Origin of the sequence: Nocardia sp. NPDC050378 (assembly GCF_040655675.1) — a bacterium.
GTDB classification, from domain to species: Bacteria; Actinomycetota; Actinomycetes; order Mycobacteriales; family Mycobacteriaceae; genus Nocardia; species Nocardia coubleae.
In genome coordinates this window covers 199,062-216,718 of record NZ_JBFAKI010000003.1, presented here as the reverse complement: position 1 = coordinate 216,718, position 17,657 = coordinate 199,062, and the positions used below count along the sequence as shown (strand labels likewise).

Genomic DNA, 17,657 nt, shown 5'->3' with positions numbered 1-17,657 from the left:
CCTCATAGCGTATATCTATGAGGAATTTCATGTTTAAAATCTGAATTCCTCTGTGAGACACCATCGAGACGACTAGCGTTCAATCGACAACCGAGCTGGACCGCTTTCACGTGCCGACGCTCGCTTCTCGGGGGAAGCAACGAACGCGGCGCCTTCGTTTGGGCACGTCTCCTGATGAAAACCAGATGGGAATGTTCACATGATCATCCGTAAGATCGCCGCGGTCGCCATTCCGGTGCTCGCGGCAGCACTCGTCGGCACCGGCGTCGCGAACGCCGAACCGGTGGCGCCGAGCGTCGAGTACCGCACCGAACTCATCGGCAACACTGTTGTCACCACCCTCACGCACGGCACCTTCACCGTCACCGACGGCGCCGTCCAGGTCCGCGACGAAGCGGGCGCAACCCTGCTGTCGCTGCCGCTTTCGGTGCGCGACGGCGCCCTCGAGTACCCGCTGCCGCACGCGGTCAGCGACGAGGGCCGCAAGCTCGAACTGACCGCGGTGAAGGACGCGGCCACCGCGCGCCCCAACCTCACCCCGGTCGCCTCGCCTTCGGAAAACTATGCGGCACAGGCTAATTTCGCGTCGACCTTCGGCCTGGCCACCGCCATCGGCAGCTTCGTCGGCATGGCCATCGGTGCGGTGATCGGCCTCGTCGTCGGCGCGGCCGCGGGCGGCGTCGGCGCGCTGCCTGGCCTCATCACCGGTGCGTCCGTCGGTGCGATCATCGGCACCATCGTCGCCGGTGGGCCCACCCTGATCGTCGCGGGCATCGACCTGATCAACACCTTGACCGCTCCGCCGGGCACCACCCGCTGGGCGCAGACCGGGTAATCCCCGAAGGCAACGCGCTGGGAGCAAACTCTCAGCGCGTTGGTCCGGCGGGCCGGTGGCGGCCGGCCCGCCGTCGGCCTCAGGCCTTGTCGCGCAGCGCGTTCTTCGCCGCTTCCTGAGCCGAATCCACCTGACCGGCGAACTTGCCGCCGGTCTTGCTGTCCACCACGTCACCGGCCTTCTCGATGACGTCGTCGACCTTGTCGGCGTGCTGGGAGGCAAGGCCCATCGCCTTGTCCGCCAGGTTCTTGAAATCCACCGCGTACTCCTCGCTGATTCGAACCGGGTACAACGCGATCACCCTAGCAACAGCGCAGCTTTCACGCGCGAGCATCATCGTGGCGAACTTGTCACACCGTCCCAGATCGGATGCCACAGGCGCCCCGTATCGGTCCACGCCTGGAACCGCACGGTGCCGGTGACGCTCGGGGTGACCCACTCGGCGTCCTTGATCTCCTCCGCCGTCATCTCGTTGGTGAACGGTGAACTCTCGCGGCGCAGGCGTTGCAACCGCTCGGCGATGCGGCGCTGCTGTTCGGCATCGAACCCGGTGCCGACCCGGCCCACGTAGACGAAGTCGTCGTCGTGCGGAATGCCGACGAGCAAGGACTTGAACGGGCGGGCCGCGCTCGACCGCCACCCACCGATCACCACCTCCCTGGATCGCCAGTTCCGCTGTTTGATCCAGGTCTGGCTGCGTTTGCCCGGCTGATACACCGAGTCGACGCGCTTGGCGACCACGCCCTCCTGTCCCTGTTCACGGCTCTGCTCCACTGCCTCGGCCCCGGAGCCGCCGAGTCGTTCGGACACCCGCATGGAGGGCGCCAGTTGTCCCAATGCCTCGAGTACCACCCGGCGGTCGCTGTATTTCTTGCGGAGCAGCGAGGTGCCGTCGAGGTAGAGGACATCGAAGGCGACGAAGATCGCGCGGGCCGAATCCGCCTGGAGCGCGGAGATATCCGAGAGCCCGTTGTCGTCGAAGACGACCGCCTCCCCGTCGAGCACCACGCGATGCCCGGCCAGTTCGGCGGCCAGCGCGGCCAGGCGCGGGTACCGGGCGGTGACCGTGTTGCCGCGCCTGCTGCGCACGGTGACGGTGCCGTCGTCGATCTCGACGATCACCCGGAACCCGTCCCACTTGGTCTCGAACTCCCACTCCGGAGGCTGCAACGACTCCACGTCTCCGGCGGTCGCGAGCATCGGGGACAAGCCGTGCGGGAACGACCGGGAACCGTTGTCGGACAGCGTTTCCCGGACGCCTTGGTCGCGCATGTAGTGCATCAGCCACTGGTCGCCCTTGGTCTGGATGAAGGCATAGCGGCCACGCACCTTCTTGCCGTCGAACTCGACGATCACCTCGTCGTCGCGCCACTTCTCGGTGCGGTAGGTGCCCGAATCCCAGATCGTCATCTCCCCGGCGCCGTACTCGCCCTTGGGGATGGTGCCGTGGAAGTCGAGGTATTCGAGCGGATGGTCCTCGGTGCGCACGGCCAGGCGATTGTGTTTCGGCTCGGTCGGTGGGCCCTTCGGGACGGCCCAGGAGGCGAGGACGCCGTCGCGTTCGAGGCGCACATCCCAGTGCAGGCGGCGGGCGTGGTGTTCCTGGATCACGAACCGGTCGTCGGAACCACGCTCGGGGGCGGTGGCGGGGACCGGTTCCGGCGTGCGCCCCGGGTCGCGCATGCTGCGGTACTTGGTGAGCGAGTCGGGACGGGCGGGCAAGGGTGGGTCGAGGTCGGCCAGCAGGTCGCCGTCGGCTTTCCAGCGGGCGAGTACTTCGTCGAAACGCAACTGCCGCAACGCCTTCGCGTCCTCGATCTCGGACCAGTCGCGTGGGGCGGCGGCATTGGGTTCGGTGCGTCCGCGCAGCGAGTAGGGCGCGATGGTCGTCTTGGCGGCGTTGTTCTGGCTCCAGTCGAGGAACACCTTGCCGCCCCGCGCCGACTTCGCCATCGTCGCGGTGACGAGGTCGGGGTGCAGCTTCTCCAGATTCGTCGCCACCTGTTTGGCGACCGTCGACGCGCCACGCGAACTCACCGGCCGGTCCAGCGGCACGTAGAGGTGAATTCCCTTGCTGCCGCTGGTCACCGGAAAGGCGCGCATGCCGATCTCACCGACCATGTCCCGCACGGCCAGCGCCACCGTGGCGCATTCGACCAGACCCGCCCCGGGCCCGGGATCGAGGTCGAACACGATACGGGTGGCCGGACCGCGCTCGCCCGCCTCGAAACGCCATTGTGGTACATGGATTTCCAGCGCCGCCTGCTGCCCGAGCCAGGCCATCGCCGCCTCGGAATCGATGAGCGGGTACACCACCCGGCGGCTGGAATGCTCGAGTGCGGCGCGGTGCAACCACGCGGGCGCGTGCTCGGGCAGGTTCTTCTCGAAGAAATCGGGGTGATCCACCCCGTTGGGCCACCGCTTCCTGGTGACCGCGCGACCGGCGATATGCGGCGCGATGGCATCGGTGATCGCCGAATAGTAGGCGATCACTTCACCTTTGGTCGTTCCGGTCGCCGGGTACAACACCTTGTCGAGGTTGCTGAGCTCGACCTCGATATCCGGTTCACCCGGTGCACCACGGAACTCGCGGCGGACCATCGACGCTCACCCGGCGGCGGGGGCCGCACTGTCGCGGCCCCCGCGCACCGGGTCAGGCCTTCGGCCCCGGATCGGTCGGGGTGGTGCCGCCCGTGGCAGGTCCCGAGCCCGGCTGCTGCGGGGGCACGGCCTTCTTGGCGGCTTCCTTGCCCTTCTCGATCTTGTCGCTGTACTTGCCCTTGGTTTTGTCGTCGATGAAGGTGCCCGCCTTGTCGACCGCATCGTTGATCTTGTCCGCGTTCTGCGCGGCGGCCTCCTTGCCCTTACCGAGCAAGCCCTTCAAGGTGTCCACGAGACTCATCTGCCGATGTTCCTTTCCCAGTTTCGCGCGATCGCCCATCGCTGCACTAAGCCGAAAGGTTCACTCCACATCTTCCCACCACGAAACCCGTGGTGGGAGGTCATTCGGAACCACCCGTTCACCCGGCTTGGGCACCGCGATCGCGGTTCCGGCCGCGGCGGCCGCCGACACCAGCCGGTGCACCGGTTCGGCCCAGCCGTGGAAGGCCAGGTTGAAGGTGGCCCAGTGAATGGGGACGAGCAGCCCATAGCCGGGGTCGCCGAGGCACAGGGCCGCGTGCGCGCGCACCGCTTCCTCGGGGGTCATGTGCACATCGGTCCAGCGCTCGTCGTAGGCGCCGATCGGGAGCAGGGTGAGGTCGAACGGTCCGAGCACCGCACCGGCCTGCGCGAACGCCTTCGTGAACCCGGTGTCGCCGCCGAAATACACCCGCTTGGTCGGCCCGGTCAGCGCCCACGACGCCCACAGGGTGGTGTTGCGAGTGAGGCCGCGACCGGAGAAGTGGCGGGCCTCCGCGCAGGTGATGGTCAAGCCACGGTCGCCCGCCTTGTGGCCGAGGGAAACCGAACCGCCCCAATCCAATTCGATGATGCGATCGTCCGGAACGCCCCACAGCCGCAGATGTGCGCCGATTCCCATCGGCACCACGAAGGGCGCGCGCTGGGCGCGGACCAGCTCGTCGACGGTCGGCTTGTCGAGGTGGTCGTAGTGGTCGTGGGAGATGACGACAGCGTCGACCCTCGGCAGGGTGGACAGCGCGCCCGGCACCGGATGCAACCGGGCAGGCCCGATCACCGGCGACGGCGAGACCCGCTCGCTCCACACCGGGTCGGTCAGCACGCGGTACCCGTCGAGTTCGATCAGCGCGCTCGCGTGCCCGTACCAGGTGACGGCCAGTTCCTCCGCCTGCTCGGGTACGGCGGGCGTCACCAGCGGCACCGGCCGCTTCGGCCGCCCGACCCGCCCCTGCGTGAGCCCCGACCACACCAGCGAGGCCGCCGAACCGGCCGCGATCATCGCGCTGGCCTCGGTGTTGTGGAAACGGCCGTCCCGATACGACGACTTGCCCAGCGCCGTCGGCGCGATCTCCGACGGCCCGGCACCGAGCGCCCTCGGCAGCCCCCACACGGCACGCGCCACCCAGGCCAGCCCGAGCGCACTCGCCACCGAACCCGCGACCCGTGCCGGATTCATCAGCGCCCCTGGAATTTCGCCGGGCGCTTCTCCTGCCGGGCCAGCCGGCCTTCCTGCGCGTCGTCGCTGGTCCAGGCCGCCGACAGCGCCGTCTCCAGCTGCTCGCTGGCCGGGACGCGGGTGCCGTCGTCGTTGAGCATGAGCTTCATGGCCCGCAGTGACAGCGGCGCGAGTTGGGCGATCGACTTGGCCCAGGCCTTGGCATCGGCGACGGTGCCGATCTTGTTGGCGAAGCCGAACGCGTAAGCGTCCTCGGCACTGACGGTTTCGGCGCCGAGCAGGATGGTGCGGGCCGGGCCGCCGCCGATCAGAGCGGCCAGCCGCGCGACGGTCCAGCGGTCCACCGAGATACCGAGCTTGGCGGCGGGCACCGCGATGTAGGCGTCGGGCTCGATCACCCGCAGGTCCGAGGCGAGCGCCAGCTGCACACCGGCGCCGATCGCGCCGCCGTTGATCGCCGAGATGACCGGCACCGGAAGGCTTTCGATGGTGTGCAGCATGTCGAGCAGACCGGTCAGGAAGGTCTCGGAGTACACACCGGACAGGTCGGCGCCCGCGCTGAAGATCGGGCCACGGCCGGTAAGCACGATGACGCGCGCCCCCTGGTCGACGGCCTCGAGCATGGCGGTGCGCAGCTGGGCGACCAGCTCCTCGTTGAGCGCGTTGCGCCGCTGTTCGCGCTGCAGTTCGATGGTGATCACGTCGCCATCGCGGGTCACGCCGAGCATGAATTCCTCCACAGAAGTACCGGATCACGTGGTTGTCTTCACTCTGCCACAGTCAGCGGTCGGCGCCCGGTAAGGCATACCATCGGCGGCTGTGGGAACCGACTTCGACATCGTGGTGATCGGCGCGGGCCAGGCCGGGCTGTCGGCGGGCTATCACCTGCGCCGGCTGGGGTTGGTGCCCGAACGCGACTTCCTCATCGTCGATCACGCGCCGGGACCGGGCGGTGCCTGGCAGTTCCGCTGGCCCTCGCTCACCTTGACCACCGTGAACCGGGTGCACGACCTGCCCGGCATGTCGTTCGCCGAAACCCTGCCGCCCGGGTCGTCCTCGGCACCGGCCGCGACCGCCGTCCCGCACTACTACGAGCTCTACGAGAAGCGGTTCGACCTGCGGGTCCGCCGTCAGGTTTCGGTGCGGGTGGTCTGCGACCGGACCGCCGACGGGCAGAGCTGCGCCGGACGCGGTGAGGTGCTGCAGGTCGAAACCGACAGTGCCGGAACACTGCGCACGCGCGGGCTGATCAACGGCACCGGCACGTGGGAACACCCGTTCATCCCGCGCTATCCGGGCGCCGACAGCTTCGCCGGACGTCAGCTGCACACGCGCGACTACCGCAGGGCCGACGAATTCGCGGGCAAACACGTGATCGTCGTCGGCGGCGGTATCTCGGCGGTGCAGTTGCTCGACGAGATCTCCCGGGTCACCTCGACCACCTGGGTGACCAGGACCGAGCCGCGCTGGCGCGAGACACCGTTCACCGAAGCGGACGGGCGCGCGGCGGTGGCCGCGGTGGAGGACCGCGTGCGCCGTGGTCTGCCGCCGGGCTCGGTGGTGTCACTGACCGGCCTGCCGCTCGACGACCGGCTACGCGCCGCCCGCGACCGAGGCGTACTCGACCGGCTGCCCATGTTCGAACGGATCGAACCGACCGGTGTGCGCTGGTCCGACGGTACTTTCCAGCCTGCCGACGTGATTCTGTGGGCGACCGGATTCCGCAGTTCCCTCGACCATCTGGCGCCGCTGCGACTGCGCGGACCCGGCGGCGGCATCACGATGACCGGCCGTTTGGCCACCCAGGTCGCGGTCGACCCCCGCGTGCACCTGATCGGCTACGGGCCGTCGGCCAGCACGATCGGCGCCAACCGGGCCGGCCGGGCGGCCGCCCGGGAGTTGAGCGACTACCTGGGGATCAGTCCAGACCGGCGCTGAAGGTGGCCGGATCGGGGCCGACCCGGGTGCCCTGATCGAGGCGGTTGATCGCGGCCATCGCGTCGGCGTCGAGTTCGAAGGTGAACACGTCGAAGTTCTCGGCGATGCGCGAGGGTGTCACCGACTTCGGGATGACGATATTGCCCAGCTGCAGGTGCCACCGGATGATGATCTGCGCGGGCGTGCGGTCGAGCGCCTCGGCCAGGCTCACGATGGTGGGATTGTCCAGTAGCGTGCCCTGCCCGAGTGGACTCCACGCCTCGGTGGCGATGGCATTGTTGGCATGGAAGGCGCGCAGTTCGGGCTGGGCTAGGGTGGGATGCAGCTCGATCTGGTTCACGGTGGGGATCTCGCCGGTCTCGGCGATCACCTGCTCCAGATCGGGGATCCGGAAGTTCGAGACGCCGATGGATTTCACCCGGCCCTGCGACTTCAACGCCTGGAAAGCCCGGAACGTATCGACGAAACGAGCGGCCTTCGGCACCGGCCAATGGATCAGGTACAGGTCGAGATAGTCCAGGCCGAGACGCCGCATGCTGGTGTCGAACGCACGCAGCGTGCTGTCGTAGCCCTGCTCGGAGTTCCACAGCTTGGTTGTCACATAGATCTCGTCGCGCGGAATCCCCGAGGCACGGATCGCGCGACCTACGCCTTCCTCGTTTCCGTAGATCGCGGCCGTGTCGATACTGCGGTAACCGACCTTCAACGCCTCGGCGACCACAGTGGTGACGTCTTCCTCCGGCACCTGGAACACACCGAAGCCGAGCTGCGGTATGACGTTCCCATCGCCCAGCACGATGGTGGGAACAGGACTGCTTTCGCTGCGGAAGGTCACCCTACCGAAGGGTAGAAGTGGTTGCCGGTGGCGTCAACGACGCGACCTCGCGTGTTTCCCCAGGTGTGCGAACCGGGGCGGAGGTCGGTTTCTCACCGGCCGATGCGGCGGTAGCGAGCCAGCCGCAGCGTGCGCAGTTCCTCAGGTGGGTGGGTGCGCAGAGCGGCCAGTTCCTCGGCGATCGCCAGGACGACGCGGCGGGCGAAGGCGACCGGCTCGTCGGCGGCGTCGGGGTACTCCTCCACGATCCGGTCCACCACGCCGTCCTCGCGCAGATCCGCCGAGCGAATGCGTTGGGCGGCAGCGAGTTCCGGCGCGTGTTCGGTATCGCGGAAGACGATGGCGCTTGCCCCTTCCGGCGGCAGCGGCGCGAGCCAGCCGTGCCGCGCGGCGAGCACCCGGTCGGCGGGCAGCAGGGCGAGGGCGCCACCGCCGGTGCCCTGACCGAGCAGCACGGAAACCGTCGGAGTGTCGAGGGTGACGAGATCGGCCAGGCAGCGGGCGATTTCGCCCGCCAGACCGCGTTCCTCCGCCTCCTTGGACAGCGCGGCGCCGACGGTGTCGATCACCAGGACCAGTGGCAGCCGCAACTCCCCCGCCAGCGCCATCGCCCGGCGCGCCTCACGCAGCGCGGCGGGGCTCATCGTCTGCTCCTCGAGGCGGCCGGACCGGTCGTGCCCGAACACCACGCACGGCTGTCCGCCGAATCGGGCGAGGGCGAGCAGGACGGTGCGGTCGGTTTCGCCCTGGCCGGTGCCCGACAGCGGAACCCGTTGGCTGGTATGGCGAAGCAGGTCACGAATACCCGGGCGTCCGGGGCGTCGGGTACTGAGCACCGAATCCCACGCGGTAGCTGCGGGATTCGTCGGGACGCTCGGATTACGCACGGGCGCAGCCCAACCCGGCTCGGCAGACAACGGAAGCGGCAGGCCAGCGCACACACTCAACGCGCGATGGGCGATCCGGCGGAAGACCTCGATCGGCACCACGCCGTCGATCACACCGTTGCGGTAGAGGTTCTCAGCGGTCTGCACGTCAGGCGGAAAAGGCTTGCCGTACAGGGCTTCGTACACGCGCGGGCCGAGGAAGCCGATGAGGGCACCGGGTTGGGCGAAGGTGATGTGCCCCAGCGATCCCCACGACGCGAACACCCCACCCATCGTCGGATTGCGCAGGTAGACCAGGTACGGATGCCCGGCCGCCTTGTGCACGGCGACCGCGCCGGCGATCTTCACCATCTGCACGAAAGCGACTGTGCCCTCCTGCATCCGGGTGCCACCCGAGGTCGGTGAGGCGATCAGCGGCAGCCCGAGTTCGGTCGCCCGCTCCACCGCCGCCACGATCCGCTCGGCGGCGGCCACTCCGATCGATCCGGCGAGAAACCCGAATTCGCAGGCGATCACGGCAACCCGACGCCCGCGCAGCAGCCCCTCGCCGGTGAGCACCGATTCGTCGGTGCCCGCCCGGCGGCTCGCGTCGACGAGCTCCTGGCGGTAGCGCGGCGAGGCGGCGCGCCCGATCGGTGGGCGATCCCAGCTCACGAACGAATCCACGTCGAGCAGCCGCGCGATCACCTCATTCGCCGACATCTGCACGAGCAGAGCGTAGCCGGGCGATCACGATATCGCGGATATCCTTGACAGAATGTTTGGTTTTTACAACACTATGTTGTGTGAGCCCAGTAAGACGAGGGGAAACCCTCCCGATCTACAACCGCATCGCGGTGCTGCGTGCCGAACAGCGGATGAGCCGGGCGGCGCTGGCCGACGCGGTGAATGTCAATGTCCAGACGATCGGCGCGCTCGAGCGCGGCGACCACTACCCCAGCCTCGACCTGGCACTGCGCATCTGCGATGTGTTCGCGCTGCCGGTGGAGGCGGTCTTCTCCCGCACGGAATTCGGCCCGCTCTCGGCCGAGGTGTATCCACGAACGAAAGGCACGTCATGACCAGCGCGACCGGTTTGATCGACCGCTATCAGGACTACCGGGTGCGGCGCTGGCTCGTGCAGGAACAACGCACGGCAGGCATGCTGAAAAGCTGGCGATCGCTTCGACGCCGACGGCTACTGGTGATCGGCTCCGCGACCCCGCTTGCCGGAGTGGCGATCGCGGGCGTGCTCTGCGCGTTCGACCTGCAGGTCGTGCCGGTCGTGATCGCGACGATCTCGCTCCTGCTGTTCCTGCCGGCTTGGACAATGCTGCGAATCGCCAGCGGCGGACAGGATTACGCGCCGGAACAGATGCTCGACGAATTCGAGATCGCCGAGCGCAACAAGGCCCGCTCGGTCGGCCTCGCGCTCACCCAGTCCTTGACTCTGCCCGGTCTGTTCTTCCTGATCGGGGCAAGCGCTATCGCCCCCGAAGCCGATGCGTATCGCACCGCCTACGCGGGAGGACTCATGCTGCTGGCAGCGATCATGGCGGGCGGTTGCACGCCCGCGATGATCATCGGCTGGACCCGTCCCGACCCCGAACCGGAACCCTGACGGGGTGAGACCGGGGCTGCGGCCTTCATCGACGCAGCCCCACCCGCCGATCAGTAGCCCTGCATCACCTTGCGCAGCGCGTACTCGGTGAGCGAGACCAGTGCCTGCTTGGCCGGCTCGCGGCGGCGGGCGTCGATCGACATGATCGGGACATCCGCGGGGACCGCGAGGGCCTGGCGGATGTCCTCGAGCGGGTACTTCGGTGCGTCGTCGAACTCGTTGAGCGCCACCAGGAACGGCAGGCCACGGGCCTCGAAGTAGTCGACGGCCGCGAAGCTGTCCTCCAGCCTGCGGGTGTCGACCAGCACCACGGCGCCGATGGCGCCGCGGATGAGGTCGTCCCACATGAACCAGAACCGGTACTGGCCCGGCGTACCGAACAGGTACAGGACCAGGTCGTCGGCGAGGCTGATCCGGCCGAAGTCCATGGCCACCGTGGTGGTCGACTTCTGCGGGATGCCGGTGAGGTTGTCGATTCCAGCACTGGCATTGGTCACCAACGCCTCGGTGCGCAGCGGAACGATCTCCGACACCGCACCGACCAACGTGGTCTTACCGACACCGAAGCCACCGGCAACAACGATCTTCGCCGAAGTCGGCTTGCTCGTGCGGGTGTCGACCTGCGCCGTCGAATCAAATACGCCGGAGTCCACTGAGAACCCTTTCGATCAGCTCGCGACGTTCATCGTCGCTGGAATCGTCTTTCAAAGTCGCCGAGACCCGGACATGACCGGCCTCGATGAGGTCGGCCACCAGTACCCGCGCAACCCCGATGGGGATGCGCAGCTGGGCGGCTATCTCGGCGACGGACGGCGATTGTCTGCACAACTCCACGATGGACGTTTCGAGGTTGTTCAGTTCGAACTGCCGCTCCATGGCGACCGGATGCGAGGCAACGAGAGCCTCCAACGCCAACTCGACCGCCGGCCTGGTACGGCCGGAAGTCAACGAGTAAGGGCGAACGAGGCTTGGCTCGGCGCTTCCCATGCGGTGATCGTCTATGTCCATCCCACCATCAGGAACCCATCGTGACGCGTGGCGTGGCCTGGACGGTCTGGCCCACACGCTCGACCAACAGAGCCATCTCGTAGCCGACCTGACCGATGTCACACGAGGTGTTGGTCAGGACCGCGAGATAGGAGCCGTCGCCCACTGCCATCAGCAGCAGGTAACCGTGCTCCATCTCGACGACGGACTGCAGTACCGTACCGCCTTCGAACAGATTCGACACGCCGACGGACAGGCTGGCCAGACCGGCGGTGACAGCAGACAGCTGTTCCGCGCGGTCGACCGGTAGCTGGGCACTGGCGGCCATCAGCAGGCCGTCGGCCGAGACAAGGACAGCATGGGCTACGCCAGGAACCTCGTTGGCGAAGTTCGAAACCAGCCAATCCAGCTGACGGTTCGTACCACCTAGATCGGGGTTCATCGGTCTCCTTTATCTCCGGTTAGGTTCATTGCCTTCATTGCGCGGCCATCCCGGACGCCCTGCTGGTGACGACTCAAGCTGGACCTGATGGTTTCAGGGTCGCGCTTCGGTGTGCGGTCGGCGTTACCGGTCACGCCACCGGGCACGAGCCTTCCGCCCGGATTGCGTTGTGGCAAGCCGGCGGCCGTGCGGGCCTCGGCCTGCGCCTCGGCGGCCCGTCGCGCGGCCTGCCAACCTTCGTCACCGGGTGATTCGAAGGCGGCGGCCAGCTGGGACCGGTCGGAATTCTCGTCCGTGAGCCACGCCGACATCATCTCCGCGAAGATCGGCGTTCCGCCCATCACGGAATCGCCCTCCGGTGCCGGCTGCAACCTGGTCTGGAAGAACGACGCGGCCTTGGCCGGATTCGACCGATAGCTGTGCCGTCCCGGATCACGCCCTGCCGACGCAGCGTTCCCCGGCTCCGCAGGATCCCGATCCCGTTGCGGCAGAGCCACTCCCGGCCCGGCGTTCGCCTGCGGTACCACAGTAGCGCCGGGAGCACGCTGGGGCAGCCCATTCGGTCCGAGTGGGCGCTCCGGCGCGGCTTCACCACGCTGCGGGAGACCGGGCGCGCGCTGCGGAAGGCCGCCGTCGGCCGTATCCCGGTGGGCGGCGGGCGTTTCCGACGGGGTGCGCTGCGGGGGGCCACCGGCGGGGTTGCGTTGCGGCAGCCCGTTGGCCGGATCTCGTTGCGGCAGACCACCGGCCGGGTTGTCCAGGCGCGGCAGACCGCCGGACTGCTCGCGGTGCGGCAGACGCGGGGTCGGCTCGCGCTGGGGCAGGCCACCACGCTGCGGCAGACCGGTCGACGGGTCGCGCTGCACCGGCTCGGAATCACGCTGCGGCGCAGGGCCACCACGCTGCGGCAGGCCCGTCGACGGGTCGCGCTGCACCGGCTCGGAATCACGCTGCGGCACGGGGCCGCCACGCTGCGGGAGACCGGTCGGCGGATTGTTCGGCGCACGCTGCGGCAGGCCGGTGGACGGATCGCGTTGCGGCAGACCACCGGTCTGCTCCCGCTGCGGCAGACCGTTGGACGGGTCACGCGGCGGGAGACCACCCGAGGGCGCGCGCTGCGGCAGGCCGCCGGACTGCGGACCGGCCGCCGGGTCACGCTGCGGGAGGCCGCCGCTCTGGTCGCGCTGCGGCGCGCGGTTCGACGGGTCGCGTTGCGGCAGACCGGTCGACGGGTCACGCGGCGGCGCGCCGTTGGCGCCGGGCGAACGCTGCGGCAGGCCGCCCTCACGGGTGGGTGCCGCGTCGCGCGGCGGCTGACCCTGCTCGCGGGCGGGGGCACCGTTGGCACCCGGCTGACGCTGCGGCAGGCCGCCGGCCGTCGGCGCGGGCTTGGCCTCACCCGGCTTGCCCTGCGGGGGCTGGGGTGGCTGCGGACGCTGCGGCGCGCCGGGACCACCCGCCGCCAGGTTGCGCTTGGGCAGGTTGGCCGCGGCCAGCTTGCCGCGCTGCGGCACATTGCCCTGTCCGGGGGCGGCGGGGCGCAGCGACGGGGACTGCTCGTTTCCATCCTGTGTCTGCGCCATCGAGTTGCCCGGCTGACGCTGCGGCAGTCCACCGGGGCCGGTCGGCGGCGGGCTCACGCCCGGGTCGACGGTGACCATCACGTTGCCACCCGGAGTACGGGTGATCGCACGGGTCTGCATGGTGCTCGGCTGCTGCGGCTGCTGGGGCTGCGGCTTCTGCGGCTGCGGCGGTTGCTGCTGCTTCTGCAGCTGGTTCGGCGGCACGACCGCGCCACCGGCACCCGAGACGATCAGGCCGACCGGCACGTGCACGGTGACGGTGACGCCCGGATCGCGCGCGGTGTCGAACGTCGGGCGCAGGCGGACGGTGAGACCGTGCCGCTCGGCCAGGCGGCCGACCACGAACAGACCCATGTGGCGGGCGGTGTCGGGGCCGGGCTCGGCGGCCTGCTCGAGCCTGCGGTTGATGTCGGTCATCTCCGCGGGCGGCATACCGATGCCCCGGTCGGCGACCTCGATCAGCAGACCCTGGTCGTGTGCCTGGGCGAAGGTGAACTTGACGTCGGTCTCCGGCGGCGAGGCGCGCAGCGCGTTGTCGAGCAACTCGGCGAACAGGTGCGCCAGGTCGGAGGCGGCCGGTTCGACGAGCGAACCGCGCGGAGTGGCACCGAGCTTGACGCGCTCGTAGTCCTCGACCTCGGAGATCGCGGCGCGCAGCACGTCGGCGATCTCGACCGGGGCCGACTTGGAACGCCGCTGCTTGGTACCGGCGAGGATCAGCAGGTTGTCACCGTTACGGCGCATACGCGCGGCGAGGTGGTCGAGGCGGAAGAGGTTCTCGAGCAGGCGCGGGTCCTTCTCGTCGTACTCCATCGCCTCGATGAGGGTGAGCTGATGGTCGACGAGCGACTTGGACCGCCGCGCCAGCGTCTCGAACATGTCGTTGACCTGCGAACGCATCTGCGCCTGGTCGCTGGCCAGGCGCAGCGCCTGACCGTGGATGTCGTCGACGGCGCGGGCCAGCTGACCGATCTCCTCGTCGGAGCGCACCGGCATCGGCTCGAGCGGCACGTCCTCGGGGGCGGCGCCGTTGCGGAGCTGAGCGACCTCGTGGGGCAGGTCGGACTCGGCCACGCGCAGCGCGGCCAGGCGCAGGCGGTGCAGCGGCACGATCATCGAGCGGGCGACGAACACGGCGAGCAGCAGCGCGGCGAGGATGGTCGCGATGACGACCGCGGTGTAGGTCCAGGCACCGGTGGCGGCCGAGGTGGTGAGCTCGTCCATCGAGGTCTCGATGGCCTTGGTCGACTCGTCGACGACGGTTTCGTAGGCCACGAGGCTGGTGACGAGCGAGGTACGCATCTCACCGATGGGCAGCTTGCCCGCCTGCACGTCGGGCCCGTTCACCAGGTTCTGGCGGATGTCGGCCTGGGTCTTGAGGTCGGCGAGCACCTTGTCGCCGTCGGGGAAGCGGTTGGCGAGCACGTCGAGCAGGTGACGCTCGGTGGCCACACCGGTGAGGTAGTTCTGCGGGCCCGCGGGCGATCCGCGCAGCATCTCCGAGATCGCGGCCAGCTGGTCGACGAGGATCGAGCGGGTGTTGAGCGAGTCGACCAGGCGCAGCTTGGCCGTGTCCATCACCGGGTTGCTCACCTGGGCGATCGTCGACTCGACGATCGAGACACTGTCCTTGCGCATCTGCTCGACCGAGGCGAGCGCGGTATCGGGCGAAGCGGTGAGCCCCTTGCCCTGGGCACGCACGTTCTTGGCCTGGGCGATCATCCGCTCGAGGGCGGCGTGCGCCTTCGGCAGGTCGACGAGACGGCCGAGCTCGGCCTCGCCGCCAGCGATGGCGGCGTCGAGGTCGACGAGGTCCTGATCGGTCACCAGGGTGACCCCTGGCCCGGCGGGCACCGTCTGGCTACCGGTCACCCGCGCGGTCACAGCACTGAGCGAGGTGACCGACGGAATCGCGTCTACCTGCTCGTTGATGCTCGAAAGCCGGTTGGCCTCGGTGAACTCGGAGGTAATCCTCGACACGCCGAGCCCGACCGCGACCGCGAGAGGCACAGCCAAGACGGCCGTAACCTTCCAACGCAGGTCCCAGTTGCCGAGCGCCCAGCGCTTGCTGCCGGACCTAGCGGCGTCACGCATCTCCCACTCACTTTCCAAACTGGCCTCGTACCGTGCGCCATCACGAACCTCCACAGGCGCAATGGTGGCTCGCCAGACGGTGCTGGCCGAGAACTGCGGCTGGCCGAGAAATTGCGTCTACGACTGCCCGAATAAGTGACAACAGATTCTAACGGATCAATAACTTCTTGGCCGACTCCCGGTAGAGGTCCGCGCGATGACCTGCCCGTTACAGGCAAAACCAAAGGTCGCGGCACCCCCTCGGGTGTCGCGTGAAGTCTGCCACAATCATCAGGATCTATCGAGCGGGCACGAAGCGAGGCTAGGAGTCACAGGCTTGGACACCGAACACGAGTACCGGCCGGTCTATCAGACCAGCCTGGTCGATCCAGCCGACTTCTGGTCAGCCGCCGCCCGCGAGATCGAGTGGGATCTGGCGCCCGAGCACACTGTCGATGCCGCCGACAAACGTTCGGCCCGTTGGTATCCCGACGGCAAGCTCAATACCTGTGTGAACGCCCTCGATCGGCATGTGCGCGGCGGAACTCTCGCCGAAGGTGGACGTTCGGATCAGGCCGCGTTGATCTATGTGTCGGCTATGACCGACACCACGACGACTTATACCTATGCGGAATTGCTCGGCGAGGTGGAACGCTTCGCCGGGGCGATGCGTGATCTCGGCGTGGTCGCCGGTAATCGGGTGGTGATCTACCTGCCGATGATCCCCGAGGCCGTGATCGCCATGCTGGCCTGTGCCCGCATCGGCGCGGTCCACTCGGTGGTCTTCGGCGGGTTCGCCGCACCCGAGCTGGCGGCCCGCATCGACGACGCCGAGCCGGTGCTCGTCGTCACCGCGTCGGGGGGGCTCGAGCCGGGCCGCCGCATCGAGTACCCGCCGATCGTGCTGCAGGCCCTCGACCTGGCCGAGAGCACCTCGGTGCGCACGGTGCTCGTCAAACAGCGCCCACAGTTCCCGACCATCGAGTTCGCCCGGGACCAGCCCGCCACCGACGTACTGCCCGCCTCGGATCAGACAGTCGCCGCACGCTGGCTGGACTGGGACGCCACCGTCGCCGACGCCGAACCCGCCGAGCCGGTGACCGTTGGCGCCTGCGACCCGCTCTACATCCTCTACACCTCGGGCACCACCGGAAAGCCCAAGGGCGTGGTGCGCGACAACGGCGGCCACGCGGTTGCCCTCGCCTGGTCGATGCGCAATATCTACGACGTGGGCCCGGGTCAGGTGTTCTTCGCGTCCTCGGATGTGGGCTGGGTGGTCGGCCACTCCTACATCGTCTACGCGCCGTTGTTCGTAGGCGCCACCACGGTGCTCTACGAGGGCAAACCCGTCGGCACCCCCGACGCGGGCGCGTTCTGGCGCATCGTCGACGAACACGACGTGCGGGTGCTGTTCACCGCCCCCACGGCGTTGCGTGCCATCCGCCGCGCCGACCCGGAGGCCACCGCCGCCCATCGCCACGACCTGTCCCGGCTGCGTGCCCTGTTCTGCGCGGGCGAGCGGCTCGACCCGGCCACCTTCGAGTGGGCGAGCGACACCCTGCTCGCCGGTCATCCCGACACCCCGGTGGTCGATCACTGGTGGCAGACCGAGACCGGCTGGCCCATCTGCGCCGACCCGCTCGGCCTGCAGGAACTGCCCGTGAAACCCGGTTCCGCCGGGGTGCCGGTGCCCGGGTACCGCCTGCGGGTGCTCGATGCCAGCGGCAACCCGGTACCCAACGGCACCGAGGGCAATATCGTCATCGGCCTGCCGTTGCCCCCCGGCTGCCTGAGCGGCCTGTGGCGCAACCGTGAGCGGTTCGTGCGCTCCTATCTCTCGGCGTTCCCCGGCCACTACCTCACCGGCGACTCCGGCTACTTCGACGAAGACGGCTACCTCTACGTCCTCGGCCGCTCCGACGACGTCATCAATATCGCCGGGCACCGGCTTTCGGCGGGCAGTATCGAGGCCGCCATCGCCGGGCACGAAGCCGTCGCCGAGTGCGCCGTGATCGGCGTGCCCGACGAGCTCAAGGGCAGCCTGCCGCTGGCGTATGTAGTGCTCAAACAGGGCGTCGAGATCGAGCCCGACCAGTTGCGCGACGAGCTCGTGGAACGGGTGCGCGAGCAGATCGGCGCCATCGCCACCCTGCACGACGCGATCGTCGTCACCGGCCTGCCCAAGACCCGCTCGGGCAAGATCTTGCGCAAGACCATCCGCCAGCTCACCGCCGGTGAACACGTGGAACCCCCGGCCACCATCGAGGACCCGGCCGTCCTCACCGCCCTGGCCGACCGCATCCTCGCCAACCCCCCGCTCGGCAGGCCGACCACACCCAACCACGACGGCGACCAGGTAGCGCCGTGACATTGGCGGCTGG

The 17,657-nt window shown here is 68.7% G+C and carries 16 protein-coding genes; 5 read left to right on the top strand and 11 right to left on the bottom strand.

Annotated elements, in window-relative coordinates; all coding sequences use genetic code 11:
* Positions 1–199: 199 nt before the first annotated feature.
* Positions 200–835, top strand: a complete 636-nt coding sequence (locus tag AB0I35_RS08755; RefSeq protein ID WP_357147552.1) for an ammonium transporter — start codon at positions 200–202, stop codon at positions 833–835.
* Between the two features lie 79 nt (positions 836–914).
* Here AB0I35_RS08755 and AB0I35_RS08750 read toward each other — a convergent pair whose 3' ends face one another.
* The 5 genes from AB0I35_RS08750 to AB0I35_RS08730 all read right to left on the bottom strand — a co-directional run bounded on the left by AB0I35_RS08750 (position 915) and on the right by AB0I35_RS08730 (position 5,659).
* Positions 915–1,094 (bottom strand): antitoxin, encoded by a 180-nt coding sequence (locus AB0I35_RS08750; protein WP_357395208.1) that lies wholly within the window; start codon positions 1,092–1,094, stop codon positions 915–917.
* 74 nt (positions 1,095–1,168) lie between these two features.
* Positions 1,169–3,436, bottom strand: coding sequence for an ATP-dependent DNA ligase (locus AB0I35_RS08745; RefSeq protein WP_357395207.1), 2,268 nt, complete (start codon positions 3,434–3,436; stop codon positions 1,169–1,171).
* A gap of 52 nt (positions 3,437–3,488) precedes the next feature.
* Positions 3,489–3,737: an antitoxin gene (locus AB0I35_RS08740; protein ID WP_067492586.1), complete on the bottom strand. Its 249-nt coding sequence runs from the start codon at positions 3,735–3,737 to the stop codon at positions 3,489–3,491.
* Positions 3,738–3,797: 60 nt separating this feature from the next.
* Positions 3,798–4,931, bottom strand: a complete 1,134-nt coding sequence (locus tag AB0I35_RS08735) for an MBL fold metallo-hydrolase (protein WP_357395206.1) — start codon at positions 4,929–4,931, stop codon at positions 3,798–3,800.
* Complete coding sequence (locus AB0I35_RS08730) at positions 4,931–5,659, bottom strand: enoyl-CoA hydratase (RefSeq protein ID WP_357395205.1); 729 nt, start codon at positions 5,657–5,659, stop codon at positions 4,931–4,933. The genes AB0I35_RS08735 and AB0I35_RS08730 overlap by 1 nt, the downstream gene beginning before the upstream one ends.
* A 91-nt stretch (positions 5,660–5,750) precedes the next feature.
* Between AB0I35_RS08730 and AB0I35_RS08725 the strand changes: the two genes are divergently transcribed.
* A complete protein-coding gene (locus AB0I35_RS08725; protein WP_357395203.1) occupies positions 5,751–6,869 on the top strand; it encodes an NAD(P)-binding domain-containing protein in 1,119 nt (372 codons plus the stop codon).
* Here AB0I35_RS08725 and AB0I35_RS08720 read toward each other — a convergent pair.
* Positions 6,850–7,704 carry an aldo/keto reductase gene (locus AB0I35_RS08720; protein WP_357395202.1) on the bottom strand — a complete coding sequence of 285 codons (855 nt, stop codon included), beginning with the start codon at positions 7,702–7,704 and terminating at the stop codon, positions 6,850–6,852. The two genes, AB0I35_RS08725 and AB0I35_RS08720, sit on opposite strands and share 20 nt — an antisense overlap.
* Before the next feature lie 92 nt (positions 7,705–7,796).
* Positions 7,797–9,293: a carboxyl transferase domain-containing protein gene (locus AB0I35_RS08715; protein WP_357395201.1), complete on the bottom strand. Its 1,497-nt coding sequence runs from the start codon at positions 9,291–9,293 to the stop codon at positions 7,797–7,799.
* A gap of 83 nt (positions 9,294–9,376) precedes the next feature.
* Here AB0I35_RS08715 and AB0I35_RS08710 point away from each other — a divergent pair, with 83 nt between their 5' ends.
* Both AB0I35_RS08710 and AB0I35_RS08705 read left to right on the top strand, forming a co-directional pair.
* Positions 9,377–9,652 carry a helix-turn-helix transcriptional regulator gene (locus tag AB0I35_RS08710; protein WP_067640988.1) on the top strand — a complete coding sequence of 92 codons (276 nt, stop codon included), beginning with the start codon at positions 9,377–9,379 and terminating at the stop codon, positions 9,650–9,652.
* Positions 9,649–10,191 (top strand): hypothetical protein, encoded by a 543-nt coding sequence (locus AB0I35_RS08705; RefSeq protein WP_357395200.1) that lies wholly within the window; start codon positions 9,649–9,651, stop codon positions 10,189–10,191. The genes AB0I35_RS08710 and AB0I35_RS08705 overlap by 4 nt, the downstream gene beginning before the upstream one ends.
* Before the next feature lie 50 nt (positions 10,192–10,241).
* Here the strand turns inward: AB0I35_RS08705 and AB0I35_RS08700 are convergent, their stop codons facing one another.
* Genes AB0I35_RS08700 through AB0I35_RS08685 form a run of 4 tightly spaced genes read right to left on the bottom strand, consistent with a single transcriptional unit; the run spans position 10,242 to position 15,351 of the window.
* Positions 10,242–10,844, bottom strand: a complete 603-nt coding sequence (locus AB0I35_RS08700; protein ID WP_174550224.1) for an ATP/GTP-binding protein — start codon at positions 10,842–10,844, stop codon at positions 10,242–10,244.
* Positions 10,825–11,199 (bottom strand): DUF742 domain-containing protein, encoded by a 375-nt coding sequence (locus AB0I35_RS08695; RefSeq protein ID WP_067492470.1) that lies wholly within the window; start codon positions 11,197–11,199, stop codon positions 10,825–10,827. The genes AB0I35_RS08700 and AB0I35_RS08695 overlap by 20 nt, the downstream gene beginning before the upstream one ends.
* A 7-nt stretch (positions 11,200–11,206) precedes the next feature.
* Complete coding sequence (locus AB0I35_RS08690) at positions 11,207–11,620, bottom strand: roadblock/LC7 domain-containing protein (RefSeq protein WP_011207200.1); 414 nt, start codon at positions 11,618–11,620, stop codon at positions 11,207–11,209.
* A complete protein-coding gene (locus AB0I35_RS08685; protein WP_357395199.1) occupies positions 11,617–15,351 on the bottom strand; it encodes an ATP-binding protein in 3,735 nt (1,244 codons plus the stop codon). The genes AB0I35_RS08690 and AB0I35_RS08685 overlap by 4 nt, the downstream gene beginning before the upstream one ends.
* A gap of 262 nt (positions 15,352–15,613) precedes the next feature.
* Here AB0I35_RS08685 and AB0I35_RS08680 point away from each other — a divergent pair, with 262 nt between their 5' ends.
* Positions 15,614–17,644: an AMP-binding protein gene (locus AB0I35_RS08680; RefSeq protein WP_357395197.1), complete on the top strand. Its 2,031-nt coding sequence runs from the start codon at positions 15,614–15,616 to the stop codon at positions 17,642–17,644.
* The last annotated feature ends 13 nt before the right edge of the window (positions 17,645–17,657 follow it).

Excerpts from the sequence above, each read along its gene's own strand:
- AB0I35_RS08705 (WP_357395200.1), top strand. The coding sequence starts at position 9,649 with ATGACCAGCGCGACCGGTTTGATCGACCGCTATCAGGACTACCGGGTG.
- AB0I35_RS08740 (WP_067492586.1), bottom strand. The coding sequence starts at position 3,737 with ATGAGTCTCGTGGACACCTTGAAGGGCTTGCTCGGTAAGGGCAAGGAG.
- AB0I35_RS08690 (WP_011207200.1), bottom strand. The coding sequence starts at position 11,620 with ATGAACCCCGATCTAGGTGGTACGAACCGTCAGCTGGATTGGCTGGTT.
- AB0I35_RS08735 (WP_357395206.1), bottom strand. The coding sequence starts at position 4,931 with ATGAATCCGGCACGGGTCGCGGGTTCGGTGGCGAGTGCGCTCGGGCTG.
- AB0I35_RS08695 (WP_067492470.1), bottom strand. The coding sequence starts at position 11,199 with ATGGACATAGACGATCACCGCATGGGAAGCGCCGAGCCAAGCCTCGTT.
- AB0I35_RS08715 (WP_357395201.1), bottom strand. The coding sequence starts at position 9,293 with ATGTCGGCGAATGAGGTGATCGCGCGGCTGCTCGACGTGGATTCGTTC.
- AB0I35_RS08730 (WP_357395205.1), bottom strand. The coding sequence starts at position 5,659 with ATGCTCGGCGTGACCCGCGATGGCGACGTGATCACCATCGAACTGCAG.
- AB0I35_RS08755 (WP_357147552.1), top strand. The coding sequence starts at position 200 with ATGATCATCCGTAAGATCGCCGCGGTCGCCATTCCGGTGCTCGCGGCA.
- AB0I35_RS08745 (WP_357395207.1), bottom strand. The coding sequence starts at position 3,436 with ATGGTCCGCCGCGAGTTCCGTGGTGCACCGGGTGAACCGGATATCGAG.